The sequence below is a fragment of the Sutcliffiella deserti genome, from assembly GCF_020037475.1.
In the GTDB taxonomy this organism is placed as follows: domain Bacteria; phylum Bacillota; class Bacilli; order Bacillales; family Bacillaceae_I; genus Sutcliffiella_A; species Sutcliffiella_A deserti.
This window is the reverse complement of sequence record NZ_JAIQDB010000010.1, coordinates 18,104-43,984: the sequence shown is the minus strand read 5'-3', so window position 1 is coordinate 43,984 and position 25,881 is coordinate 18,104. Positions and strand designations below refer to the sequence as shown.

25 protein-coding genes are annotated in these 25,881 nt (G+C 42.7%); 14 read left to right on the top strand and 11 right to left on the bottom strand.

The genetic code is table 11. The features are described 5' to 3' along the window. The first annotated feature begins 13 nt into the window (after positions 1-13). Complete coding sequence (locus tag K9B36_RS14475; protein WP_223703020.1) at positions 14-2,779, top strand: M14 family metallopeptidase; 2,766 nt, start codon at positions 14-16, stop codon at positions 2,777-2,779. A gap of 92 nt (positions 2,780-2,871) precedes the next feature. Here the strand turns inward: K9B36_RS14475 and K9B36_RS14470 are convergent, their stop codons facing one another. Then, positions 2,872-3,453 carry a VanZ family protein gene (locus K9B36_RS14470; protein ID WP_223703019.1) on the bottom strand — a complete coding sequence of 194 codons (582 nt, stop codon included), beginning with the start codon at positions 3,451-3,453 and terminating at the stop codon, positions 2,872-2,874. Positions 3,454-3,497: 44 nt separating this feature from the next. Further along, complete coding sequence (locus K9B36_RS14465) at positions 3,498-3,938, bottom strand: SRPBCC family protein (RefSeq protein ID WP_223703018.1); 441 nt, start codon at positions 3,936-3,938, stop codon at positions 3,498-3,500. Positions 3,939-4,130: 192 nt separating this feature from the next. Here K9B36_RS14465 and K9B36_RS14460 point away from each other — a divergent pair, with 192 nt between their 5' ends. Beyond that, on the top strand, positions 4,131-4,391 hold the full coding sequence (locus K9B36_RS14460; protein WP_223703016.1) for a GlsB/YeaQ/YmgE family stress response membrane protein: 261 nt from the start codon (positions 4,131-4,133) through the stop codon (positions 4,389-4,391). 83 nt (positions 4,392-4,474) lie between these two features. Here K9B36_RS14460 and htpX read toward each other — a convergent pair whose 3' ends face one another. Next, positions 4,475-5,356 carry a protease HtpX gene (gene htpX / locus K9B36_RS14455; protein ID WP_223703014.1) on the bottom strand — a complete coding sequence of 294 codons (882 nt, stop codon included), beginning with the start codon at positions 5,354-5,356 and terminating at the stop codon, positions 4,475-4,477. A 166-nt stretch (positions 5,357-5,522) separates the two neighbouring features. On the opposite strand from htpX, the gene K9B36_RS14450 reads away from it, so the two are divergent. Continuing rightward, positions 5,523-6,167 (top strand): DUF1836 domain-containing protein, encoded by a 645-nt coding sequence (locus tag K9B36_RS14450; protein ID WP_223703013.1) that lies wholly within the window; start codon positions 5,523-5,525, stop codon positions 6,165-6,167. 139 nt (positions 6,168-6,306) lie between these two features. Further along, entirely contained in the window at positions 6,307-7,716 is a 1,410-nt protein-coding gene (gene gndA / locus K9B36_RS14445) for an NADP-dependent phosphogluconate dehydrogenase (RefSeq protein ID WP_223703012.1), read from the top strand. 241 nt (positions 7,717-7,957) lie between these two features. On the opposite strand, the gene K9B36_RS14440 is transcribed toward gndA, so the two are convergent. Then, the gene (locus tag K9B36_RS14440) at positions 7,958-8,572 is read right to left on the bottom strand and encodes a cyclase family protein (RefSeq protein ID WP_223703011.1); all 615 of its coding nucleotides are present in this window, start codon (positions 8,570-8,572) and stop codon (positions 7,958-7,960) included. A 92-nt stretch (positions 8,573-8,664) separates the two neighbouring features. Continuing rightward, the gene (gene zwf, locus K9B36_RS14435; protein ID WP_223703059.1) at positions 8,665-10,140 is read right to left on the bottom strand and encodes a glucose-6-phosphate dehydrogenase; all 1,476 of its coding nucleotides are present in this window, start codon (positions 10,138-10,140) and stop codon (positions 8,665-8,667) included. Between the two features lie 327 nt (positions 10,141-10,467). On the opposite strand from zwf, the gene K9B36_RS14430 reads away from it, so the two are divergent. The 6 genes from K9B36_RS14430 (at position 10,468) to K9B36_RS14400 (ending at position 15,682) form a co-directional block, all read left to right on the top strand. Further along, complete coding sequence (locus K9B36_RS14430) at positions 10,468-11,139, top strand: uracil-DNA glycosylase (RefSeq protein ID WP_223703010.1); 672 nt, start codon at positions 10,468-10,470, stop codon at positions 11,137-11,139. A gap of 21 nt (positions 11,140-11,160) precedes the next feature. Beyond that, positions 11,161-11,970 (top strand): ion transporter, encoded by an 810-nt coding sequence (locus K9B36_RS14425; RefSeq protein ID WP_223703009.1) that lies wholly within the window; start codon positions 11,161-11,163, stop codon positions 11,968-11,970. Between the two features lie 452 nt (positions 11,971-12,422). Continuing rightward, a complete protein-coding gene (locus K9B36_RS14420; RefSeq protein ID WP_223703008.1) occupies positions 12,423-14,120 on the top strand; it encodes a methyl-accepting chemotaxis protein in 1,698 nt (565 codons plus the stop codon). Between the two features lie 348 nt (positions 14,121-14,468). Further along, the gene (locus K9B36_RS14410; protein WP_223703006.1) at positions 14,469-14,990 is read left to right on the top strand and encodes a DUF420 domain-containing protein; all 522 of its coding nucleotides are present in this window, start codon (positions 14,469-14,471) and stop codon (positions 14,988-14,990) included. A gap of 18 nt (positions 14,991-15,008) precedes the next feature. Next, the gene (locus K9B36_RS14405) at positions 15,009-15,305 is read left to right on the top strand and encodes a YwdI family protein (protein ID WP_223703005.1); all 297 of its coding nucleotides are present in this window, start codon (positions 15,009-15,011) and stop codon (positions 15,303-15,305) included. An 80-nt stretch (positions 15,306-15,385) separates the two neighbouring features. Then, on the top strand, positions 15,386-15,682 hold the full coding sequence (locus K9B36_RS14400) for a hypothetical protein (protein ID WP_223703003.1): 297 nt from the start codon (positions 15,386-15,388) through the stop codon (positions 15,680-15,682). 30 nt (positions 15,683-15,712) lie between these two features. Here the strand turns inward: K9B36_RS14400 and K9B36_RS14395 are convergent, their stop codons facing one another. Genes K9B36_RS14395 through pxpB form a run of 3 tightly spaced genes read right to left on the bottom strand, consistent with a single transcriptional unit; the run spans position 15,713 to position 18,115 of the window. Continuing rightward, positions 15,713-16,648 carry a 5-oxoprolinase subunit C family protein gene (locus K9B36_RS14395; RefSeq protein WP_223703001.1) on the bottom strand — a complete coding sequence of 312 codons (936 nt, stop codon included), beginning with the start codon at positions 16,646-16,648 and terminating at the stop codon, positions 15,713-15,715. Next, positions 16,645-17,409: a 5-oxoprolinase subunit PxpA gene (locus K9B36_RS14390; RefSeq protein WP_223702999.1), complete on the bottom strand. Its 765-nt coding sequence runs from the start codon at positions 17,407-17,409 to the stop codon at positions 16,645-16,647. The genes K9B36_RS14395 and K9B36_RS14390 overlap by 4 nt, the downstream gene beginning before the upstream one ends. Next, the gene (gene pxpB, locus K9B36_RS14385; RefSeq protein WP_223702997.1) at positions 17,396-18,115 is read right to left on the bottom strand and encodes a 5-oxoprolinase subunit PxpB; all 720 of its coding nucleotides are present in this window, start codon (positions 18,113-18,115) and stop codon (positions 17,396-17,398) included. The genes K9B36_RS14390 and pxpB overlap by 14 nt, the downstream gene beginning before the upstream one ends. Before the next feature lie 87 nt (positions 18,116-18,202). On the opposite strand from pxpB, the gene K9B36_RS14380 reads away from it, so the two are divergent. Continuing rightward, complete coding sequence (locus K9B36_RS14380) at positions 18,203-18,571, top strand: DUF423 domain-containing protein (RefSeq protein ID WP_223702995.1); 369 nt, start codon at positions 18,203-18,205, stop codon at positions 18,569-18,571. A gap of 1,503 nt (positions 18,572-20,074) precedes the next feature. Here the strand turns inward: K9B36_RS14380 and gerQ are convergent. Beyond that, complete coding sequence (gene gerQ, locus K9B36_RS14375; RefSeq protein ID WP_223702993.1) at positions 20,075-20,572, bottom strand: spore coat protein GerQ; 498 nt, start codon at positions 20,570-20,572, stop codon at positions 20,075-20,077. Between the two features lie 484 nt (positions 20,573-21,056). Further along, a complete protein-coding gene (gene hemQ / locus K9B36_RS14365; RefSeq protein WP_223702991.1) occupies positions 21,057-21,800 on the bottom strand; it encodes a hydrogen peroxide-dependent heme synthase in 744 nt (247 codons plus the stop codon). 377 nt (positions 21,801-22,177) lie between these two features. On the opposite strand from hemQ, the gene pta reads away from it, so the two are divergent. Both pta and K9B36_RS14355 read left to right on the top strand, forming a co-directional pair. Further along, complete coding sequence (gene pta / locus K9B36_RS14360; protein WP_223702988.1) at positions 22,178-23,152, top strand: phosphate acetyltransferase; 975 nt, start codon at positions 22,178-22,180, stop codon at positions 23,150-23,152. 456 nt (positions 23,153-23,608) lie between these two features. Next, positions 23,609-24,457, top strand: a complete 849-nt coding sequence (locus K9B36_RS14355; RefSeq protein ID WP_223702986.1) for a lipoate--protein ligase family protein — start codon at positions 23,609-23,611, stop codon at positions 24,455-24,457. 65 nt (positions 24,458-24,522) lie between these two features. Here the strand turns inward: K9B36_RS14355 and K9B36_RS14350 are convergent, their stop codons facing one another. Next, positions 24,523-25,263 (bottom strand): RsfA family transcriptional regulator, encoded by a 741-nt coding sequence (locus tag K9B36_RS14350; RefSeq protein WP_223702985.1) that lies wholly within the window; start codon positions 25,261-25,263, stop codon positions 24,523-24,525. Between the two features lie 332 nt (positions 25,264-25,595). Here K9B36_RS14350 and K9B36_RS14345 point away from each other — a divergent pair, with 332 nt between their 5' ends. Then, a complete protein-coding gene (locus tag K9B36_RS14345) occupies positions 25,596-25,820 on the top strand; it encodes a DUF1450 domain-containing protein (protein ID WP_223702983.1) in 225 nt (74 codons plus the stop codon). The last annotated feature ends 61 nt before the right edge of the window (positions 25,821-25,881 follow it).

Below are 25,881 nucleotides of genomic sequence, written 5' to 3'. Positions count from 1 at the left end.
AGGAGATGGTGGAATGAAGTTAAGAAGTTTGTTAATCACCTTTTTGTCTGCATGGATGATAGTGGCTTATGCGACTCAAGTGCAGGAAGCACAGGCTGAAACAGTGGAAGAGACAATATCAACTAGTATCTCGATGGTTTCGATGACGGAGAAACGGGAAATGGAAATAAGCTTTGATTTCGGCGAAAAGGTTGATTTAGATGAGCTGGAATGGACCTTTGGTGACAAAAGATTAGAAGAGTGGAAGATGTATAATGCTAAGGATAAGGGGTATACAGGAGCTCAACTAATAACTTTCTCTGAAGCACCCTCCTATGTGGAAGGCTCCACAACTGTAAAAGCCACCCTCGAATTTGATCTTCTATATGGGACAAACAACCTTGCCCCAAGATCAATCAGAGTATTGTATCCAGAATTTATAGGCGATTATAAGTTAAGTGTTATGAATAAAAATACAGGTGAAGTTTTAAGTAAGCAGATTACATATAATGTGTACGATGAATACTTAACCTACGACCAGTTAAAACCGGAACTTGACAACATCACCGAAGAAGCGAATGCATTAAATGATAGATTCATAGAGTATAAATCTCTTGGGCAATCGTATGAAGGAAGAGAGATCCATTTCATTACGCTCGCGAAGAACCAGGAAGCGGTAGACAAATACTTGAATCAAACACTACCTGAGGCCTTGGAGAATCCGGCAAGCCTGCTAAAGAAAATAGAGGATGGAACCATCGGAGATTATCAGGTACCAATATGGTTCAATAACATCCACCCTGATGAGGTAGAAGGGGTAGATGCACAGGTAGAACTATTGCGTATGTTGGCAGAAGACGATGAAATTACATTTAACGTCGTAAACGAGCAAGGGGAAGAAGAGGAAATCATCTTAGACGTAAAAGAAGCGTTGGACCATGCGATATTCTTGTTTAACTTTACGAATAACCCCGATGGTCGTGTTCATAATACACGAGCAAATAGTAATGGATTTGACTTAAATAGAGATAATGCCTATCAAACTCAACAGGAAACTGTAGTTGTTACCGAAGAGATTGCCAAGTGGTCTCCTTTGTCCTTTTTGGATCTGCACGGGTATGTGAGTGATTTTTTGATAGAGCCGTGTACACCGCCGCATAATCCTAATTTTGAGTTTGATTTATTAATAGATAATATGTTAAATCAAGCGCATGCCATGGGACAGGCAGGTATTGCTAATTCAGATTATGATTCTTATGCGATTCCTTATTTGGACTATGAAAATGGCTGGGATGATATGACCCCTGCTTATACAGCAATCTACTCCATGCTTCATGGTTCACTTGGACATACCATTGAAGTACCAGGCTTGAACCAGCAATCACTATATGCGATGGTTCATGCCGGACTTGGTGCAATTAATTTTGTATTGGAAAATAAGGACGAGCTTTTCACCCAGCAGTTGGAGCTTTTTAAACGAGGGGTGGAAGGAGAAGATAACCGAGCGGTAGATGAGCATCTTGTAAACCAGGAAGGCATTGCCATTGGAAGAGATCGTGGAGAGAATGCAAACTTCTTTCCTGACTATTATGTTTTACCGATGCATGATCTTCAAAAGAACAAATGGGAAGCCGCTGAGATGGTCGATTATCTCCTGCGTAATGGAGTGAAGGTGGAAAGGACTACTTCCGCTGTAAAAGTGGCAGGGGTGACCTATCCAAAGGGTACTTATCTTGTACCGATGAAGCAAGCAAAGCGAGGGTTTGCCAATGCGGTTCTTTATAAAGGCGACGACATTTCTGATTGGAATAATATGTACGATGCAATTGTCGTGAATTTCCCTGATCTTCGAGGCTTCACCGTAGAGGAAATCCGTGTCCCTGATGCTTTCGCAGGCGTGGGAACAGAAGTAACAGAAGTAACAGAAGTGGCCTATCCACAAACGGAAATGCCAAAAAACAAAGGGCATTATGTGATCAAAAATAGTAACAACGAAGCCGTTAAAGCAGTAAATGAACTTTTACAAGCAGGAAAAGAAGTATCCGTTACTACCGCTAACGGAAATGGCTACAACAAAGGTGATTATGTGGTAAAACGAAATGATTTACTGTCCATTAAAGATGACTACTATCTAGAGGTGGTAGAGTTGGATAATAAATCAAGGGTGGAAAAGCTTAAAGCAGCACCGAAAGTGGCAGTCGTTGGAAGCGGAGTAAGTCTTTTTGTGTTAAAACAACTAGGGTTTGAGATTACTAGTGTCGAGGAAGCAGACATTATTGTTGATGATAGTGGAAGGTTTGATAAAGAAACGATATTAGCGGGTAAATCCTATATCGGTATCGGAGGGCGAGCACTAAATTCCGTACAACAGGCTAACCTGTTAGAAGGATTCAGCTTTGCACGAACAAACTTTTACCATGAAGGACTGCTCAAGACTTCCGTGAACGCAGATTCGATCCTCACTTCCGGATATAGTGCAGAAGAGAAGTTCTATCACACTACAGGCTCTTGGATTACAGGCGTTCCAGCAGGGGCAGAAGTGCTGGCGCAAGTTGTAGATACGGGAGACTATTTTGTAGCAGGCTGGTGGCCAGGGAAAGAGCAAGTGCAAGGACAGGTAACGGCATTCACTACAACGATCGATGAGGCCAATATCACACTATTTGCAAACGATTTAGTATTCCGTGCACACACCGAACACAGCTACCGCCTGTTGGCTAACGCAATCTTACTTGACGAAGTGCAGGGAAAACAGAAAGGGAAAGACAAAGGAAAAGGGAAGGAGAAAAACGGCAGGTAGCCTTGGTGTTGGATTATATTGGAAAACGGGGCCGGGCCCCTTTTTGAAATAACTGTAAGCATGCAACCCTTTGTAGTGGTCTGCATGCTTTTTTATTTGTGCGGGTGGATGATTTGTTTGAAGATGGGGGTTAGGGTGTAGCCAATTAGGAATCCGAGGGTGTTAAGGAGTAGATCGTCAATGTCGAGGCTACCTCGGTTGGTGATATATTGCGATAGTTCAATAGTGGATATCACTAGAATTGGCACAATCACAAGAAGGAGAATAGCATTGGTCCGCCATTTCAATAGAATACCATAAGGGATAAACAGAGCAATATTAGCAGCAAGATTATAGAAGGAAACAAGCCAGTCGATTTCACCGGAAAGAAAAAGAGAGATCGTAGCAAAAGGGATTAGATTAAAGCTATCATATTGCTGTTCGTTTGGACGGAAGAACAATAGTGTAAGCAGCATCAAGGTATAGATAACGAAACCTGCTGCGATTAACCTAGATGACATGCTAATATGAGATTTCCGGATGTACAAATAGATACATAAAACAAAAGCAAATATGCAGAAGAATAAAACAAACAGTACAATCGGATGGAGATTCGCAGCCAATTGCGGAAACAACGGGGTCAGAAATAGAAAAACAAAGCAGGTAAGGATTAAGGGAACAATAAGCTTTTTCATCTCTGCACCTGCCTTTCGAGAATTTGCATTCATGCTAAATTGTATTAAGAACCTTCTTCTAATACACGTTTCAGATGCTTTAAATGATCAGCATCTTCTTTTTTCAAGATTCTACGGATGATAGGTTTTGTTAGCTTCATGACAAGACCTGATGTATAGATGTCACCCTTGAATTCCACCTTCGTTCCCTCGGGTACCGTCTGAAAGTTATAATAATACACAACCTTCAACCCGTTGGCTTCACTTTTAACTGCATAGCTTTTATTTGGCGTGTATTCTGTAAACTCAATGGTCGATGAAGCCGTTCTCCCGCGTATTTCACGTGTTTCTTTATACCGGGATCCAACGTTTATCGGACCATCCGTTAATTTTTCTATTTCCACCACATTTGCCATGATTTTAGATGAATTCTCTAAATTAGAGGCAAAAGAAAATACTTCTTCCACCGGTTTCTCGATAACTATCTTATTTTGAATATCGGCCATGTTGGAGCCTCCCTCGGTAAATTTAGATCTGATTGTGGTTGTGTCAATAATCTCTCGGCTATGAAAACGATACCTATAATATAGCAGATTAGGAAGTTTCAAGATAGCTTCATTTAGGAAGTTTAAACATCCTTACAAAAGGTAATATACTCTGTAAGAAAACAAAAACAAAATGAAATGGAGGAAATTAAAATGTTAGGACTATTAATTACACTTATTATAGCAATTGTTATTGGAATGATCGGAAGTGCCATTGCACCAGGTGGCATGCCAGGTGGAATCCTAGGCGCAATGATTGCAGGGTTGGTTGGAGCATGGATTGGTCATGCATTACTTGGTTCATGGGGCCCTGTACTTGCTGACATCGCAATCGTACCAGCGATTATCGGTGCAGTAATCTTTGTATTCTTATTAAGCCTAGTATCAAAAGCAATGCATAGTGCAACAAACTAATCAGTAGTAGTATTTTAAAATCACAATCTATTCGAAAATAGACATCAAAAAAAGAGTTAGCCAAAGGCTAACTCTTTTTATTCTTATTTTGCCTCTAAACGACGAATGCGCTCATTTAAGTCAGGGTGAGTAGAGAACAGGGAGCTTTTTCTCTTCCCGTTGATTTTCAAAGATGCTACGGCAGAATCGCGCTCTTCCGTTACTCGGTGAGAGTAGGCTTGAAGGGAGCGAAGTGCATGCACCATCTTATCTTTACCAGCAAGATCGGCACCGCCGCGGTCCGCATGGAACTCACGGTAACGAGAGAAGGCAAATACGACAATGCTTCCTAAGATCGAAAACGCAATCTGGAAGACGATAACTGCTATAAAGTGAACGATTGGAGCCATTTCTTCTTTTACAAAACGAGAAGCGATGAAGGCTGCAATACGTGCTAAGAAAATAACAAAGGTATTCACAACACCTTGTAAAAGAGTCATGGTAACCATGTCACCATTCGTGATATGTGCTACTTCATGGGCAATAACACCCTCGATCGCATCATCATCCATCTCCTGTAAAAGTCCTGATGAAACAGCTACTAAAGAGCGGTTCTTAGAAGGACCTGTAGCAAATGCATTTACTTCTGGAGAGTTGTAGATTCCGACTTCCGGCATTTTTACTATACCTGCAGCACGGGACATACGGTGAACCATTTCAACGATTTGACGCTCTTGTCCTGACATCGGGCCATCTGGATCGATAACTTTCACATTCATCATCTTTTTCGCCATCCAGCGAGACATTAATAAGGATATGAAAGAACCAGTAAAACCGATAATGGCACTGAAGATTAATAATGCACCAAAGTTAATGCCGCCTTGGTCATTAATATAATTACCTGCGCCAGTTAAACTGAAGATTATGGTAATGGTTGTTAGTACTAGAATATTTGTTAAAAGAAAAAAGAAAATACGCTTAGCCATGTTTCTCCTCCTGATTGTTTAGAGTTCTTATGAACCTATATCATGATACTTATTATAGTTTGTTTGTTCAAAAATTTCAACGATTATACTTTGACTATATTTGACGAAAATAAGTTGTCGATTTACTATTAACGCAAGAATGGACGAGTGATGAGGTGTAATCCTGATGGCAAAAGGATGGACAAGGTTAATATTAGCAGAAATTTTAGAAACACTCCAGCATTCCAAAGGCCCGCATAATTTGGGAGAGCACTTTCCGGAAAGCTTTCAAAAGCTTCTGGATAAAAATACTGGAGCGGAAATTGGCCTCACGATGACCAATATCGTATGGCTAGGAAACCAATTGGAAAGTGCAGACTATACAGAGCCGGCGCTAAAAAATTGGGTGAAACGAGAAGTTAAAGAATATATCGGTGCCCCACAGGTAGGACGGAAATATTCCATTCAACAGGCTGCCCTCCTTTTTATCGTAAAAGATTTAAAGGTGTTGTTAGACTTTGAAGCAATTCGCAAAGTAATAGGATCTATTTTTAATAATCCAGTCGATCGAACAGATGATATAATTAGCCCTGTGGTTTTCTATAAAGCTTATGCTTGTCTTTATGAAAATTTGATTGCTCAAAGGGAAATTTTATCCGAAGAACATATAAAAGAAGAGGTAAAAGCGTATATAACAAGGGATCCATTCCTAGGAGAGAATGAAAAGGGAAAAGTTATCAGGGCTCTAGTTGTGGCAGTTTTCGCTGTAAGAACAACCTATTTGAAAACACTGGCATATCAGTATGTAGATAGAATAAATGGAAAAGACTAAAGGATAGTATGTTGTAAGCGCTATCCCGTCATTTGTTAGGGTATAATAGGTTAAAAGCTTGATTCCATCAGGCTTCTTATGGTATTTTCAATTCGGACTATAGCGAACCAAATTACCTTGTAGAAGGAGTTTTTATTATATGGCAAAACAGCAAATCGGTGTAATCGGTCTTGCGGTAATGGGAAAAAACCTTGCAATGAACATTGAAAGCAGAGGCTATTCCATTTCGGTATTTAACCGCTCACCTGAAAAAACAGAAGAATTTATCCAAGAAACAGAAGGAAAGAATGTCGTTGGTACATACAGCATTGAGGAATTTGTACAAAGCTTAGAGTCCCCACGTAAAATTTTACTTATGGTAAAAGCAGGTGGCCCAACAGATGCAACAATCGAATCATTAAAACCGCATTTGGATAAAGGAGACATCCTGATTGACGGTGGAAACACGCTGTACACAGACACAATCCGCCGTAATAAAGTGTTAGATGAGCTTGGCATCCACTTCATCGGAACTGGTGTTTCCGGTGGAGAAGAAGGCGCATTAAAAGGCCCTTCCATCATGCCAGGTGGCCAAAAGGAAGCTTACGACTTAGTGGAGGATATCCTGAAAGATATTTCTGCAAAAGTAGAAGGCGACCCATGCTGCACCTATATCGGACCAAATGGTGCAGGACATTATGTGAAAATGGTGCATAACGGTATTGAATATGGCGACATGCAGCTCATTAGTGAAGCATATTATCTGCTGAAAAATGTTCTAGGCTTATCCGCTCAAGAATTGCATGAAGTTTTTGCAGAATGGAACAAAGGCGAGCTTGATAGCTATCTGATCGAAATAACGGCTGACATTTTTACAAAAGTGGACGAAGTAACAGGCAAGCCGCTTGTTGATGTCATTCTAGATACAGCTGGCCAAAAAGGCACAGGAAAATGGACAAGCAAGAGCGCATTAGACTTGGGCGTGCCACTTCCAATAATCACAGAATCCGTATTTGCCCGCTTTATCTCTGCAATGAAAGAAGAGCGCGTGAAGGCAAGCACAATGTTAAGCGGACCGGAAGTAACGTTTAACGGCGACAAAGCGGCCTTTATTGAGTCCGTACGAAAAGCACTATACATGAGTAAAATCTGTTCATATGCGCAAGGATTTGCTCAACTGAGAGCTGCTTCAGAAGAGTACAACTGGGATTTACAATACGGAGATATCGCGATGATCTTCCGTGGCGGATGTATCATTCGTGCACAATTTTTACAAAAAATCAAAGAAGCATACGACCGTGAAGCGGGCCTATCCAATCTTTTATTAGATCCATACTTCAAGGAAATCGTAGAAGGTTACCAAAGCGGCCTGCGCGAAATCATGACGGTTGCTGTGCAAAACGGCGTACCAGTTCCAGCATTCTCAAGCGCGCTAGCATACTATGACAGCTACCGCTCTGCAACGCTTCCAGCTAACCTGATTCAAGCACAACGCGACTATTTTGGCGCACACACATACCAACGTACAGATAAAGAAGGCATCTTCCATACAGAATGGATGTCAAAATAATACAAGTAGTTTAGGGAAGTCAATCTTCGGGCGCTTATGCCGGGGGATTGGCTTTTTTTGTGTAGTTTTAGGGGGGCAGTGGTCTCGAAGCGGGTGAATGAGACCGTGGTCGGCAGGAAAAAAGGGAGTCGGGGTTCTCAACAGGATGAATCAAGCCCTCAGCAGCCCCCCCCCAATTCCAAAACAAAAAAACGCCAAGCATACTCTTTCAAGAGCAGCTTGGCGATTTTAGATCACTTAATCATTCCATATCCAACAAAACAATACGTGCGGGTGAAGCATCAACTCCGGATAATTTCAGGGGAGCTGCAACCATGATATAGCCGCCTTCCTCAATATCCTTCAAACGGAGGCCTTCAATGATAATGACATTATGGTTAAATAATGTTTTGTGGGTAGGGTGTCCTTCTTGGCTGCGCTCAATGCCTAAAGCATCCACGGCAACGCCACGGATTCCGAGTTCCGCTAAATGAATTGCCGCATCCTCAGCAACAAAGACAAAGTCGAAATTGAATTCCTCATCAAAGGAGTTTTTTGTTTTGAATAGGATAAAATCGTCCTTTTGGATATCAAGGTTTACAATGTCTTCTTTTGTGATGCGGTCATTCACAGCTGTAAGATCAAACACTTTACAAGGACCAACAAGCTTTTCGAGTGGCAATGTTTCAATTGTTTCACCATCTACAATCATGTGTAATGGTGCATCTACATGTGTTCCGGTATGAACATCCAGCTCAAGGCGAGTTTCTGTCACATAGCCGTTTGTGTTGGTCGTTAATGCTGGCTGCTTTTCCAGTTTGTTTTTATAAACAGGCATTCCCGTAAAAATCGGGGATGAGATATCGTATACTTTCATGGTAAAACTCCTCTCCATTTCCTCTGCATGGTTTTTGTCAAAAATAAGTGACTACAGGGCTTATTCAGTGTAACGAATAGAGCCTCATTTTCTTAAACTGGCCACCAATGAAAACCGTCCCTGTGAAGCATTTCGTCGGCTTTCTTTGGTCCCATGGATCCGGCTTCGTAGTTCGGGAATTCTTCTGCTTTGGTGCTCTCCCAGACTTTGGATACCTCGTCAACAAAATTCCACGACAGTGCTACTTCATCCCAGTGTGTAAAATTGGTCATATCACCGCGCATCGCGTCATAGATCAGGCGCTCATAAGCTTCGGGGGTATTAAAACCGTCGAAGCAGTTATTGGTGTAATTCAATTTGATAGGAGTGGTTGTTATATCTTTACCCGATTTTTTTGCATTTAAATGCAAGGTGATTCCTTCATCTGGTTGAATATTGATGACAAGAAGGTTCGGATCTACTTTTTCCCCGCGGTTGTAATAAAGATTCATTGGGATATCTTTAAATTGTACGACAACCTTTGTAGACTTGGTGGACATTCTCTTCCCCGTCCGGATATAAATGGGAACTCCCGCCCAACGGAAGTTGTCAATGAGAATCTTTCCGGCTACAAAGGTTTCGGTATTAGAATCAGGATCAACGGAATTCTCTTCTCGATATCCCGGTACTCTGGTTTCGCCAATATCACCAGAAGAGTATTGGCCGCGAACGAAGTAGTCCCCCACTTCGGACTGCTCAATCTGTCTGATAGCACGGAGCACTTTAACTTTTTCGCTTCGAATTTCTTCGGGGTTTAATTTAATTGGCGGTTCCATTGCAAGCAAAGCTACCATTTGAAGCATATGGTTTTGCACCATGTCGCGCAGGGCGCCGGAATTTTCATAATATCGGCCTCGGTCCTCAACGCCTAATACTTCGCTGGATGTAATTTGGATATTTGAAATGTAACGGTTATTCCATAAAGGTTCAAAAAGGGCATTGGCAAATCGGATAACCTCAATGTTTTGGACCATTTCTTTTCCGAGGTAGTGGTCAATTCGATAGATTTCTGATTCGTGAAACGCTTCTCGAATTTGTTCGTTTAGCTCTTTAGCAGAAGGAAGGCTGCGTCCAAATGGCTTTTCGATCACGAGACGTTTCCAGCCGTCGGTTTCTGTTAGGCCTTCTGCTTTTAAATTGGAGGCAATTGTACCAAAAAATTCAGGTGCCATTGCTAGATAAAAGATACGGTTTCCGTTTGTGACATAGGTATCGTCAAGGGAACCAAGCAGATCCTTTAACTGCTGATAGGAGTCACTGCTTGTCACATCAAAAGGCTGGTAAAAGAAGTGGGAGCTGAACTCTTCCACATCTACCTCATCGTTTGCTGTACCACTAACAGAAGAGGTGACATTTGCCCGGAACTCTTCATTACTAAGGGGACGTCGTGCGACACCTACTACGGCAAAGTTTTTCGAGATGCTGCCATTTTTATAAAGGCGGTAGATGGAAGGGTACAACTTTCGCTTTGCCAAGTCTCCAGTTGCTCCGAAAATTACTATTAGGGAAGTTGGATTATCTTTATTAATCACCGTTAGAACCTCACTTTTAAGAACTAGTCTAATCTAATTTATGTTACACGATTGGTATAAATAGGACAATTAATTATGTAAAAGGTCTGTATTTTAATCAATAAGTATGGAACATTTATAAATTAACCTACCCAAGTATTTTATTTTATCTAAAAGGACAAAGCAACTCAATGTTTTACGTTCTCACTATACCACACGAACGGGGAAAACTTAGAATGATTGACTCATCATCAGATAGGAAGATTGGAGTAACATTTATCAGACAAAAAGCACCAACCTGTGATAAAGTAATGATTGGATTACAAGTGTGGGAGTGGTAGCATTATGAATCATCTAGATGAAGGTTGGTCCGCGCTTTTTAAGGAAGAATCGAATAAGGAATATTATAGAAGACTCCACCAATATATCAACGCAGAATTTGATTCAAACATAGTATACCCCGCAAAAGTGGACTTATTTAGCGCTTTTGAGACGACAAGCTACGAAAATGTGAAGGTCGTTCTGTTAGGACAAGATCCATACCATGGAGAAGGACAGGCCCATGGGATGAGTTTTTCCGTTCAAAAGGGTGTAACGATTCCGCCTTCGTTAAGGAATATATATAAAGAATTGTACAACGATATAGGAATAGAGCCGCCAGCCCACGGGTTTTTAGGAGAGTGGGCAGAAGAAGGCGTTCTACTATTGAATACAGTATTAACGGTGCGCAAATCTGTCCCAAATTCCCACAAAGGAAAAGGATGGGAGCAATTCACTGATGCAGTAATCCGTAAACTGAATGATCGAGAAGAACCGGTGATTTTCCTTTTATGGGGCAAGCATGCCGAACAAAAGGAAAAGCTGATTACAAATTCACACCACTATATATTGAAAAGCCCTCATCCGAGTCCTTTTGCTGCTCACAGAGGCTTTTTTGGCAGTAAGCCATTTTCGAAAATAAACAGCATTCTGCAGAGGATAGGAAAAAAAGAAATTAATTGGAAGATATCATCTTAGTATTTGGGGGAAACGCACGACATGGATACATGGAAAATGAGAATCAGGAAAGTGGTCGAACATCGCCACTTTGTGAATGTTGTAATGTTTGTGATTTTATTGAACGCCATTCTAATTGGAGTGGAAACCTACCCTGATCTTAGGGAAGAGTATTACTGGCTTATACATGGTTTTGAAGTGTTCTTTTTATGGTTCTTTACGATAGAAATAATTTTGAGAATGCTAGCAGAGAAAAAGATCCACCATTTCTTCTATAGTAGATGGAATATTTTCGACTTTATCGTAGTTGCAGGTGTTCTGGTATTTAGCGGTACCTACTTTATTTCTGCCCTTCGTATTTTACGTGTGTTTCGTGTGCTTCGTGCCGTTACAGTTATTCCGTCGTTACAAAGGCTTGTCTCGGCATTTTTAAAGACAATCCCTTCGCTCGGAACCATCATGATGCTTTTAGGCCTAGTATTTTATATTTACGCTGTATTAGGTGTAATGTTTTTTGGGGAAATTTCTCCAGAATATTTTGGAACCTTGCATTTAGCCTTCGTTTCCCTGTTCCAAATTATCACATTGGAATCGTGGGCAAGCGGAATATTTCGTCCAATCTTTGCCGAAAGCCCTCTTTCATGGGTATATTTCGTTTCCTTCATCCTGGTTGGAACCTTTATCGTTCTTAATCTTATTGTTGGGGAAATATTAAGCAATATTCAAGAAGCGAAAGAAGAAGAGTTAAAAGAGGAAAAACTAGAGGTCAGCAAGCACGAGCTGGCCAAAATCACCAACGAAATAACCGAACTCAAACAACTCCTCCTAAAAAAAGAAAGCAACAGAGAATAACCGAGAACTGCGAAGCAGAGGTAGGCGGGTGTTTTAATTGAAGATACTTCCAAAAGGGGCCTGGCCCCTTTTGGAAATATCTTCTTTTTTAATTGTTCGTATGCGCTGCATGAGCTTAAGTGGGAAATTACAGAAGGTGAGTGCAAAAAGTCAGAAGGTTATCAGAAAAGTCGGAAGGATGCTTGAAAAAGACAGGAGGTTCATTGAAAAAGTCAGAAGTTGCCATTCAAATGAGAGATATGGGTGGTAGCTTGAACCGTTCTGTTACGAATTGGATGAGAACTGAACTCTATAAAATAAGATTTTAGCTTTGTTCTTCATTTCGCTTAAGTTTAAGAGGGAGGGTGCCGAAATAAAGGGAGGAGAGAAGAATGTTATCGTTGATTTGTGCAAACGGTTTCACGAGCGTACTAACTTAGAGAGAGAACTGTTACCAAGATGGAAGGGGAAGTATGATGGGAAGTATGAGAAAGAGGTTGCTAGGATTAACATTGCTGTTGGCAGGAATCGGGATCGCGACTTCGTTGGTTATTTGGTTTAACAGCATGCAGGTGCAAGAGAATGTTCAGGAGATCGATCAGGTTACCGAACTGAATGAGCAATATTTTGAGCTGGTACAGTCTTACCAAACGATCTTGACAGACATGTATTTTGTCGTTTCAAATGGCTATTCCACTAGACACCTTGAAGAAATCGAACAGAATATTCAAGATACAGAAGAGAAACTGACAGGCTTTGATCCTTTTTTTGAAAGATATGAAGAATTAGGTCAGTTAAAGCAGTATTTTGTTGTTTCACATGAAACATTGTCGAATCAGTACTTGTTAATCAGTGATGTTTCGAATGCTTCCAACATGGATCGCATTCGAATTCAAACCTCAGAAGAGTTAGCGAAGGCGCGTAATCATATAGCTCGTGCAAATAGTACGGGAATGGAATTTTTACGCCAGTTCAATGAAGAAAACAGAGAGCAAGTTAAAGGGCAGCTGGCGTCCTCTAACATTTGGACCCTTGTTTCTTTGCTTGTTGTTGTACTTGTTCCAATAGTAGCCCTGCTTTCTTTCAGAAACACCTTTAATCGGGGGGTAAATCAACTTCTAGAACGAGTATCGGCGTATCACCGTGGAGAGTTTACCTATTCATCTAAGCGTACGGCGAGAAAAGATGAGTTCGGCCAGGTAGAACTCGCATTAACAACTTTGGGGCAAAATATTGACCAGCTTATGAAAGGCAGTCTCGACGCCAACCAACGCTTACAAATTGTCATGAAAGAACTGCTTGTTGGAGCGGAAGAGAATTTTGAAAAGTCTACTTTAATTAAAGAAAAATCAGTAAAAGTAACAGAAAATGTTGCGATGCAATATGAAGGTACTGCAGCCATTTCAGCTGTCACGGAACAGGCATCTGCAAGCACCGAGGAAATCTACAGCATTGTTGATGAGATGAAGCGTAACCTTGTCAGTATGGAGTCTTTGTCGAATAAAGGTGCCCATTCTGTGAAGCAGATGTACCAAACGATGAAAGCTTCTTCCAAAGAAACGGATAGCATTGTTGCTCGATTTTCACAAATTAAGACTAGCATCGATGAAGCCCAAAGCTTCCTAAAAGGGATAAACGAAATCACCACCCAAACAAACCTGCTTGCTTTAAATGCGTCCATTGAAGCGGCAAGAGCAGGAGAGGCAGGGAAAGGGTTTGCGGTCGTGGCAGAAGAAATTCGTAAACTATCTTCCCAGACTGATGTTTTTTCAAAAGAAATCAATAGCATTACAGGTCAGATTCAAGAGGATGCTAACGAAGTATTAGCAGAGTTTGAAGTGTTTAAAGAGACAATTGAAGCAACCAATAGCCAAAATGAATCTTCCGCACAGTTGTTCCAGGAGATTGCTGATACTAGTGGCTCCTTGTTGCAGCAAGGGTTGCATATCACCGCAGCGATGGAAGAGATAAGCCTAGGTGTTAATGATATTGTCCACTCTGTTAATGAACTAGTCACCTCATCCTCCGATCTAACAAGTCAAATGGATGAAGTAGTAAACGCCGCCGATCATCAGGTGGCAGTGTCCAATAGCATGCAGGATACGGTGGAGGTAGTAAAAGAAACAGCAGAAGATCTGGCAGCAACGATCGAAGCAATAAACCGCAGGTAAGCTATGCGCGCAAATAAATGAACAAAAGTTACGAAGTTAAAACCTGTGATAAGCAATTGTCACAGGTTTTTCATTTTAACCTCCGGGTGAAGATGGTAAAATGAAAAGGGAAAATCGGAGAGGACGTGAAAGGATGGAAACGAAGCGGATTAATTGTATGCAATGTCGCCACTATTATGTTACATGGGACTCAAGATTCCCTAAAGGCTGTCGCGCATTCGGATTTAAGACAAGCCAACTCCCATCCTTATCTGTTTTTCAATCATCCGGAAGCCCATGCATGAAATTTGAAAATAAACCGCCGAATAAGACTACAAATCGTGGTTATTATGTTTAAAGGAGATAGAAATGAAAAAGAGAAATTATTTGCCTTGGATTATTGGGATATCGATTCTTGTGAATGCTCTCGTGGCTGTTCTGTTCTTTTTGCCGCAATACGAAGGGCTCGCACATATGGATCTAACCTTCCTGCCAATGATGAATGCGATATTTAACAGCTTTACTTTTATCTTTCTAGTTGGTGCTTTAATTGCAATTTTAAAGAAGAACATAACCATCCATCGCCGCTTTATTTTGGCCGCCTTTACATCGACCACGTTCTTTTTAGTCACCTATGTGACCTATCATGCCTTAACAGAATCCACTCCATTTGGAGGAGAAGGCATTATTCGTTCCATCTACTTTTTTATTTTGCTGACACATATCGTATTGGCGATCGTCATTGTCCCTCTTGCCTTATATTCGCTGGCAACCGGTTTAAGCATGCAAAAAGAAAAACACCGGAAAATCGCACGCTGGACCATGCCACTTTGGTTGTATGTTAGTATAACGGGTGTAATCGTCTATTTGATGATATCTCCGTATTATTAAGGAGGAGGAGCTGGGAAAATGAGCATCACTTTAGACAAAGTTTTGCAACGAATGCAAGCTGAATTAAACCGCGCACGGGAAACGGAAAACGTGCAAAAGAAAAGAGAACACCTTGCAGCAATGAAATCATTGTGCGAACTTGCATTAGAAACAGACACACAGGATAGATCTGCTTCATCCAGAAGTCAGGCGGAAGCTTTGCCATATCCCAACAATACGGAAAGCGCAACATTTCCAAAGCAGCCTATTGCCAACGTTTCTTCCAAGCCAATGAAAGAGGACGACGCAAACGGGGACTCGCTCCTCGATTTCTAATGCCGAAAAATTACCATACTAAATACAAGGATTCTTAGTCAAACTAAAAACACCCCAGCAAGTATGGAGGTGTTTTTTACATGGTGGGTAGTACAGACGGAACCTTTATCGGGTTAGCTTCCTTTGTTGATAAAAGTATTGATACATCGTCAAAGTTGGCCCATGATCGCTATGAGGTATATGTTAACGGGGATTTTGTTGGACAAAAAACGTTGCTGACAACAAGAGAAGATGTCACTAGCGTCAACGAATTCCTGCATGCACAAGGGTATAATGACTTTAAAACAAACCTTGATGGCGATCATTATAATATAGAAGCAACCAAAAAAGAACGGGAGCTAAAGCATGCGCTCCAAATCTATTTACATTCTCGTTAAAATGACGCCCTACAAGATACGGTAGGGCGTTTAATTTTGGGCAAAAATAGAGAGATGTTTGATAAAGCGCTGCTGTTCAGCTATAGCGGCGTAAGCCTCCTCCAATGTAGTTTGTTCAAAATGAACGGTACCACCAGCTGGAATTTGAACTAATTTGGCGATATCTGCCGTGATAATCGTACCAATACGCCGATATCCGCCCGTCGTTTGTCTGTCTGCCAACAGGACAATTGGCTGCCCATCCTCAGGCACCTGGATACCTCCAAGTGGAATGGCATCAGAGGCAATTCCATTCCTAGCGCCAGCTCCTAGAGGTGCTTCTCCGTGAAGCCGATAGCCCATTCGATCTCCCTGCCTCACCTGATAGGGCTGGGAGAAGAAACGGTCGAGATCTTCCGCTGAAAAATGCTTCTCATGTGGGCCGAGGATGACGCGAATGGTACCTTCTTTAGGATAATGGAAGGAATGGCGAATTCCTCGAGAAGGAAGAGAAGTAAACTCGGAACTAGTAGAAATAACATCTCCTTTTAAAATGGGGGTCCCAAGTGAGGCTTTCCCGTAATAAGCCTTGCTACCTAAAGGAGATGCTATGGCATAACCGCCTCTAGTCGCGACATATGCATAAACACCTTCCTTTTGTGCGCCAAATTGCAATTGATCCCCTTCTTTTACCTGAAGCGTTTTCCACATCTCCACTTCGTCCCCATTAATCATAGGAGAAAGAGAAGCTCCGCAGATGGCTATGGTGGCTGTCTCGGCAAGCACGGTTAAGGATGGACCTTGCACTGCCACTTCAATACATGCTTCATCATTTGAGTTTCCTACAAGCAGGTTCGCGACCTGACAGGCAGTCGTGTCCATGGCACCTGAAGAGACCACGCCTTTTGATTGATGTTTATTTCGACCAAGATCCTGAAAAGAAGTGAGCAGCCCGGTCTTCTCCACTTTAAACAACGGAACCGTCATAATGAGCCCACCTGCCTAATGTGCACTCCTTTTTCTAATAGGTGATCATGTAGTTGTTGAGCAAAAAGGATGGCATGTTCATTGTCACCATGAAGGCAGATGGTATCGACTTCAAGTTCGACACTTTCCCCTGTGAGGGACTTAACTGAGCCATGCTCCACCATATCTAGCACCTGCTGTACCGCCACTGTTGCATCATGGATGAGTGCACCTGGATGACTCCTAGGTGTGAGTGTCCCGTCCGCCTGGTAGGTTCGATCGGCAAAGACCTCGGACGCGGTAGAAAGTCCTGCTTCTCTTCCTGCGCGAATCAGCTCGCTGCCCGATAGGCCAAATAAGAGAAGCGAAGGGTTAAAAGCTTTCACTGCTTTAGCGATTGCTTGTGCAAGATTAAAGTCTGATGCCGCCATATTATAGAGTGCTCCATGCGGTTTTACATGATGAAGCTCGGTACCGTGTGCCCGGCAAAAGGCTGACATGGCGCCAATTTGGTAAAGGATCACATCATATACTTCATCAGGAGTAAGCGGCATGCTTCTTCTTCCAAAGCCTTGGAGATCTTGAAATCCAGGATGGGCCCCGACCGCAACCTTCTGCTCTTTTGCTAATCTTACCGTTTTACTCATGACATGTGGATCACCTGCATGAAAGCCACAGGCAATATTAACAGAGGTAACATAGGGAAGAATCAGTTCGTCATTTCCCATCACAAAGGAACCGAAGCTCTCCCCTAAATCACAATTTAAATCAATTTTCTTCATGACAATCAATCACTTCCTTTTTCCAATCCGTCTGTTGCTGTACTTTTTCCAGCCATTCGTTATATTCCTTTTCGCTGATAGCCTGAAACCGAACAGTATCGCCAGCCTGAAGCAAGAATGGCTCCTTTTCACCTGGAGAAAATAGGGGAATTGGTGTACGCCCGATAAGATTCCAGCCACCTGGAGATGCAATAGGATAGACCCCCGTTTGGTTGCCGCCAATTCCAACAGAACCAGCTTCCACTTTCCCTCTTGGAGTGCTAAGCCTTGGAGTTTCCAATGACTCCGGCAATCCCGTTAAGTAAGGAAAACCTGGTAAAAAACCTAGCATCGTCACCTCATATGTGCCACCTGTGTGAAGGCGGATAATAGTTTCTTCCGTCATATTATGTGTGGATGACAGTTGGGATAAATCTGGACCATCGTACAAGGTAGGAAGATAAACCGTTCGAGTATTAGTAAATGCCGCAACATTATCTTCCGGGAAGTTTTCGAGCAAAGCAGCAAGATGTTCCTTTAAACTATAAAAATTCGTTGCAGGATATTCGTAAAAAATAGTGACGCTGCTCAGCCCTCCAACAATATCAACCACGCCTTTTAGGGGATGTGAGGTTAAAAAGGCGCAAATAGAGCGAATGGGTGGGGAAGAATCCTCCATCTCCATGCGAACGGCTTGGTCTCCGAGAGGTTGTACTATATAATTCATAAAGAAGCCCCCTAACATACGGATATTTATGCTATACATAATAGTAAGCTTAAACTAATTAGAGAAGATAGGAAAGGTGGAACAAAAATGAATCTATTTATCATACTTGGCGCCATTCATGCCTTTTTGGCAGTCGCACTAGGCGCATTCGGTGCCCATGGCCTAGAAGGAAGAGTATCAGAAAGAATGCTGGAAATCTGGAAAACAGGGGTCACTTATCAGATGTTCCATGCAGGCGGCCTTTTTGTCATTGCCTTCATGATCGACCGCTTGGGTAGTTCAGGACTTTTAACGACAGCAGGCTGGTCCATGTTTGTCGGCATTATTTTATTTTCAGGCAGTTTATACATCCTTACCCTATCTGGGATAAAAGTATTAGGGGCGATTACTCCACTTGGGGGAGTAGCCTTTTTGTTGGGGTGGGTCCTGCTTATTGTGGCTGCTTTTAAGGGATAAGGTAATGTTTGGCTTTCCGATCGCGGGGAGGAGTCTTCACCTTTTAGGGAAAATGCTCTATCTGGTGGATGGAGGGTTCGGCTGTAGACCGCTGTTCCTCTCCACGAAAGGCTTCGCGTCCGCGGGGCGCTTGGGAAGCCTCCTCGGCTAATCGCCTGCGGGGTCTTCCCAAAGCACTATCTCCCGCAGGAGTCTCCGCCTTTCGTTCCGATCCACAGCTGGGAACCAAAAGTTCAATGGGTGTTCTTTGAAAATTTTAGTGAAAAATGCTTTATCTGTAGGATGGAGGGTTCGGCTGTAGACCGCTGTTCCTCTCCACGAAAGGCTTCGCGTCCGCGGGGCGCTTGGGAAGCCTCCTCGGCTAAACGCCTGCGGGGTCTTCCCAAAGCACTATCTCCCGCAGGAGTCTCCGCCTTTCGTTCCGATCCACAGCTGGGAACCAAAAGTTCAATGGGTGTTCTTTGAAAATTTTAGTGAAAAATGCTTTATCTGTAGGATGGAGGGTTCGGCTGTAGACCGCTGTTCCTCTCCACGAAAGGCTTCGCGTCCGCGGGGCGCTTGGGAAGCCTCCTCGGCTAATCGCCTGCGGGGTCTTCCCAAAGCACTATCTCCCGCAGGAGTCTCCGCCTTTCGTTCCGATCCACAGCTGGGAACCAAAAGTTCAATGGGTGTTCTTTGAAAATTTTAGTGAAAAATGCTTTATCTGTAGGATGGAGGGTTCGGCTGTAGACCGCTGTTCCTCTCCACGAAAGGCTTCGCGTCCGCGGGGCGCTTGGGAAGCCTCCTCGGCTAATCGCCTGCGGGGTCTTCCCAAAGCACTATCTCCCGCAGGAGTCTCCGCCTTTCGTTCCGATCCACAGCTGGGAACCAAAAGTTCAAGGGGTGTTCTTTGAAAATTTTAGTGAAAAATGCTTTATCTGTAGGATGGAGGGGTAGGCTATAGACCGCTGTTACTCTGCACGAAAGGCTTCGCGTCCGCGGGGTGCTTGGGAAGCCTCCTCGGCTAATCGCCTGCGGGGTCTTCCCAAAGCACTATCTCCCGCAGGAGTCTTCGCCTTTCGTTCCGATCCACAACTGGGAACCAAAAGTCCAATGTGTGGTCTTTAAAGGTCTTTTAAAAGGTCTCACCTATATAAAACTTAGAATTCAAATTCAATATAAAAATTACTCACAATAGTCAAGGTGAAAAAATGACCTTATATCTAAGTGCTTCCCCCTGTGTATTGGAGTGGAAGGTGATCGACTCCAGCGGGAGGTAGCGGTAGACGGGAGACCCCACAGGCTTTAGCCGAGGAGGCTCCCGCACCGCCCCGCGGAAAGCGATCACCTGGAACGAAAAGGAACAGGGAGTTACACCGCCAACCTACTTTCCTAACAAAAACAAAAACAAAAAAACACACTCAAAAGCAAGGTCCCCAACCCCTCACAATAGAATGTGTTTAACCAAAAACCAAACGTCCTTACTAATAAACTCTATCTAAAAGAGCCCTATCAATTATCCAATCAACGAGGCTGGTACTGGCTCAAAGGTACCTGCCCACTAAAAGGGTATTCATAATCCAGTTCTTCATCAAAAGTAATATAGTCCAAGTAAACCATCAAGAGCAGATAACGTTTACCTGTTTGCGGATCACTTAAGATCAAATGATCACGTCCTGCCGCCTCAATAATCCCTTTGAAAATCTTCGCATTCCACTCACGATTGTTCTCAAATGTCATGTAAACAGTAGCAAGCTTTCCGCGGTTCAGACGTAGAATGTTTTCAATATACGACTGCTCTAAAGGCAGCATCCCTGGTATAGCAGGAGCTTGTTGGGTAGTCTGCGATGGAAAACCAGGTACTCCTGATTGCCCTAACACTTGTTGTTGTTGCTGGCCGTATCCTCCATAACCGTAAGGATAGCCGCCTTGCTGTCCATAAGCACGACTTAAACCTGAGTAAGGATCACCATACCCCGCTCCATAAGGGTAACCTGCTGCCTGACTAAACTGTTGACTCATGTGCCATTCCCTCCTCAAAACGTGTAAGTATAGATTTCTCTACTTAAAAAAGTGTTGTAAACATCAGCACAATTAGCTTCTGTTGGTGAAAAGAAGCGATGCGCCTTATAACGACCTGTATTTGGCTGAATGTACCACTGTGCCGGGCACGGTCCATCAGGTCGGAAAAACCCCAGGGAAAAAGTAGCGGGCTCCATTTTCTCACCTCAATATTACAAAAGAACCTGGTTCAAGCCCTCTTGCGTATCTCTATTAACATATTGAGCGGGCCGAAAATGGTGCAAATAAAAAAGATAACTCACACTACTTGATTGTATGAAAGGTGGGGGTGGAATATGCCAAGTGGTTTTAGCATGTTTAGGATAGGATGTGGATTTAGAAAGTAGGGGAGTAGGTGCAGATAAAGATGGATCCTTCTAGATGACATAACTTTTAGACAACAAAAAAAGGACCCTTGCAATCAAGAGTCCCACCGATTTTTATTTTACACATGCAAGAATGAATAAACTTTATCTTCCGCTAAAATGTTTCCAACAAAGAATGTACCGAACTCACCGTAGCGGGCACTTACTTCATCAAAACGCATTTCGTATACAAGCTTTTTGAATTGAAGTGCTTCATCTGCAAAAAGAGTGACGCCCCACTCGTAATCATCAAATCCGACAGAACCGGTGATTACTTGCTTAACTTTCCCTGCATACTGACGGCCGATCATTCCGTGGCTGCGCATCAGGCGGCGGCGATCTTCCATCGGCAGCATGTACCAGTTATCTTCTCCCATACGGCGCTTGTCCATTGGATAGAAACATACATGCTTCGCTTTTGGTAATTCAGGATAGAGTCTCGCTAGAATTTGAGGGTTTTCATATGGATCCTCACCAGCCGGCAGATAGTTGCTAAGCTCCACAATGGATACATAGGAATGTACCGGAATGGTGTACTGAGCAAGGGTTGTTTTATTAAATTCGTTTTCAATATCGTTAAGTTCTTCAAGTGTTGGACGAAGAATCATCATCATGAAGTCTGCTTTTTGACCAACAATTGTGTACAAAGCATGGCTTCCATTCTTCTCCGCTTGCGTTTTGTTCCACTTCTCCATCAATCCTAAAAACTCGTTAATGGCCGTTTGGCGTTCTTCACTTGAAAGTGTTTTCCAAAGGGACCAATCAATCGATCGAAAATCATGCAGGCTATACCAGCCATCTAATGTTTGAGCTGCTTCACTCATTAGAATCACTCCTTAGAAAGAATCGATTTTTACTACTATGTATTCATCCATACTATAACACAGTTTTCCCATATCTTCTTTATTATAGGACGCTTTTAGGCTATTTGTGGTGTGGGTGTTCACATAATCTCCAATAGTATTGGTTGCGGCATGCTCTTTTCATGCACCGAGCGCCTTATTACCTCAAAATGTACCCGGTTTATGAATAGGAAAGGGAGTGGTAGATACAATAGTAGGGCATAGATAGAGTGTTTTTTTTAGAAAATAAAGACTTTTTCTTGTAAGCGATGTCAATAAAGGGTAATGTTTGCTTTTCCAATTTGTTAAAGTATCCTTATCTTTATAAGCGATTCTAAAGTGACAAAGGAGCGATTTGTGTGAGTGATTTATTTACAACGTTAAAAGAAAATATAGTAGGTAAAGACTTGAAAATAGTATTTCCAGAAGGAACCGATGAGCGTGTCTTAACTGCGGTTGCGCGTTTGGCCGCTGAAAATATGGTAAAGCCGATTGTGGTAGGGGATTTAGTGGAAATCACTAACCTTGCGGAGAAATTAAAGCTTACGTTGGATGGGGTAGAAATTTATGATCCTAAGACCTATGAGCATCTAGATGAGCTTGTGGATTCCTTTGTGGAACGTCGTAAAGGCAAGGCAACAGAAGAGGATGCACGTAAAATACTGATGACACCAAACTATTTTGGAACCATGCTTGTCCATGTTAACCGTGCACAAGGCTTAGTAAGCGGAGCGGTTCACTCGACAGCCGACACCGTTCGCCCGGCATTGCAAATCATCAAAACAAAAGAGGGTGTGCGTAAAACATCTGGTGTGTTTATTATGGTTCGCAACGATGAGAAATACGTATTTGCTGATTGCGCCATCAATATTTCCCCAGACAGCACAGATCTAGCGGAAATTGCAGTAGAAAGTGCGGCAACTGCGAAAATGTTCAATATCGAGCCAAAAGTAGCAATGCTAAGCTTCTCCACTAAAGGATCAGCCAAGTCACCGGAAACAGAGCGTGTAGTGGAAGCAGCCCGTTTAGCGGCAGAACGTTCACCAGAGCTAATCATTGACGGCGAGTTTCAATTTGATGCAGCGTTCGTTCCATCTGTTGCTGAAAAGAAAGCACCAGGCTCCATCATCAAAGGCGATGCGAACGTATTCGTATTTCCAAGCTTAGAAGCAGGAAACATTGGCTACAAAATTGCACAACGCCTCGGAAACTTTGAAGCAGTAGGACCAATCTTGCAAGGCCTGAACAAACCGGTAAATGACCTTTCTCGCGGATGCAGCGTAGAAGACGTGTACAAACTGGCGCTAATTACCGCTGGACAAGCACTTAACTAAATCTGAAGTACAAAATGGGAGTCTTGCATTAGTAAAGGAATTGAATGAGACCATGGAGGCGGGAAAAACGGGTGCCGCGTGGACACAAAGTATGGAATGAGAGCATGGAGGCGGGGCCGGGTGGCCTCAAAGTGCGAAATGAGACCATGGAGGCCACAAAAACGGGTGCCGGGTGTACTCAAAGTGCAGAGCCCACAAAAACGGTGCCGCGTGGACACCAAAGGCCCGAACGAGTCCGACACCGCTCCCAATCCCGTGAGCCTAAGTGATAAAACCTCAACAAAAAGCAGGGAAGTGCAGCCGCTCAAAACGGCGCACCTACCTGCTTATTCGACGTTTATAGAGAAATTCCTGCTGGGGACTGGCCCCAAAAGTACAAGGGACCTTTCCCTCCTTCTGCACTTGTATTATAATGCTAGGGAATATATTAGAATGGTTAGAGGAGTATTTGTTACCATGAGTAAATCAACGAATACGCCAGCACTGCAGTTGTTAAGGCAGGAAAAGTGGCGAATTATCGATCAATCTTCATTAGGCACAAATTTTCAAGCCCTTCAGTCCTTTGCGATGGACGATACCTTATGTACTTCTGTAGGGCAAGGGGAGAGTGGAGCGGTTTGCCGTACATGGGTGCATGACAAGACGATTGTTCTCGGCATCCAAGACACAAGACTGCCGCATCTACAAAATGGTATCAGCTATCTACAAGCAGAGGGCTACCAGGTCATTGTCCGAAACTCTGGTGGATTGGCGGTTGTGCTTGATCGCGGAGTACTGAACATTTCGCTTGTTTTTCCTGAAGGAGAGAAAGCCATCGATATCAACAGAGGCTATGATGCGATGTACGAATTGACCAAGCATATGTTTCATGACATTACAACAAGGATAGAAGCAAAGGAAATTATCGGCTCCTACTGTCCAGGAAGCTACGACCTTAGCATAAATGATCAAAAATTCGCCGGAATTTCACAACGCAGAATTCGCGGAGGTGTAGCGGTTCAAATATACCTTTGTATCAACGAAAGTGGTTCTGAGCGTGCAACCCTTATACAAGAATTTTACAAGCGAGCGCTTCAAGGGGAAGAAACCAAATTTGCCTTTCCGACCATTGATCCAAGTGTGATGGCATCGTTGACGGAACTGACCGGCCTGCAATTGACTGTTCAAGATGTCATGCTGCGCTTACTAACCTCCCTGAAAGAATGGAGCGGCAGCCTTTACGCCAACACCCTCCAAGGAACCGAAACGGAGCTCTATCACCAATACCATCAAAGGATAATCGAGCGAAATGAGAAATTTATGTAGTTCCCATATAAAAGGGGCCCAGCCCTCAGCACTTTACCATGCTGTGGACTAGGCCCCTTCTCTATCTATTCCGCCAGTTTCTCCAAATTCCCGTTTCGGTCCATCATGAATTTTGATGGCACACGGTCATCCTCATCGAACAGTACAAGCTTTCTTGCACGGTTCATGATTTTCATCAATGTTTCATAATCTTCCTGAACTGTCAGCTGCTCATCCTGAAGCTTCTGTACTCGCTTCTCAAGCTCCTGAGTTTTACGGCTCAACTCGGCATTTTCTTTTACTAATCTCTCATTTTCAAGTTGTAGAGCGCTAGTATGGACGTTTGTATGTTTCATGGTTTGTAAGAAACCGATAACCTGATCAATGGATAATGCACCAGTAAAATTAGAATAGGATGGCTGCTTCAAAGGTTGATTAACTTTTACTTCCGCTTGCACTTCTTCTCTGCGTTCTGTTTTTACCTCTGTTGCAGGAGGCATCTCGACTTCCCTCTGCTGCTCGAGCACATATGGAATGTCTTCATCTACAATGGATTCCGGTGGGTTGTATAATAGTTTCTTAGTAGGCTGCCCTAATGCACGCTGCCTTTGTTTGCGTTGTTTTTTTGCTAATTGTAGTGCCTTTTCATAATCATGGCGGACAACTGCGTTCCAGCGGAAACCACAAGCGGCAGAAGTACGGTTCAACTTGTCACCGACCTCTTCAAATGCGTTAAGCTGTGTACTGCCTTCCCTTACATGGCGTAGCACCGTTTCCGCCAATAATAAATCATTCTCTTCAGACCAGGCATCTTGACGATCTTTCATGGATATCCAACTCCCTTAATATCTTTAGTTCTGTTATTATTTTTGACCAGAAAAAAATATTTATACATATTAATAGAAATAATTACTAGATTGTTATCTGTCGCGACTTTGACCCATATTCTTCTAGAAATCGGCTTGCAATGTCGTATTTTTACATGTAAAATATCATTTGCGATTAAAAAAGGTCACAAAGAAACTTCCTATATATAAAGGCTGTTTTCGCATTGAGTAAAAAATCCAAATACCGATTCTTTACGGGGCTTAGAGCAACAATCCTAACGAAAAGAGCCTATATAAATGAATTTAAAAGCTAGAAAGGGTTGTACAAGATCATGGCGAATGAATTCCGTATATGCGATGATTGCCAAGCAACCAACATCAAAACGTTGATTCCCAAGCTGAATCAGGTGGACGAAGAAGCAACGGTAGATGTAGGATGCCAATCATATTGTGGACCAGGTAGAAAAAAGTCGTTTGCTTTTGTGAACAACCGGCCGGTTTCCGCACCAACAGAAGATGAATTGATTGATAAAATAAAAATTAAGCTAAAAAAATAGGTTTTTCGTAACAAAAATTACGAACGAGCCATAAAAAAATTGCCTTCGTATTTGTACAAAG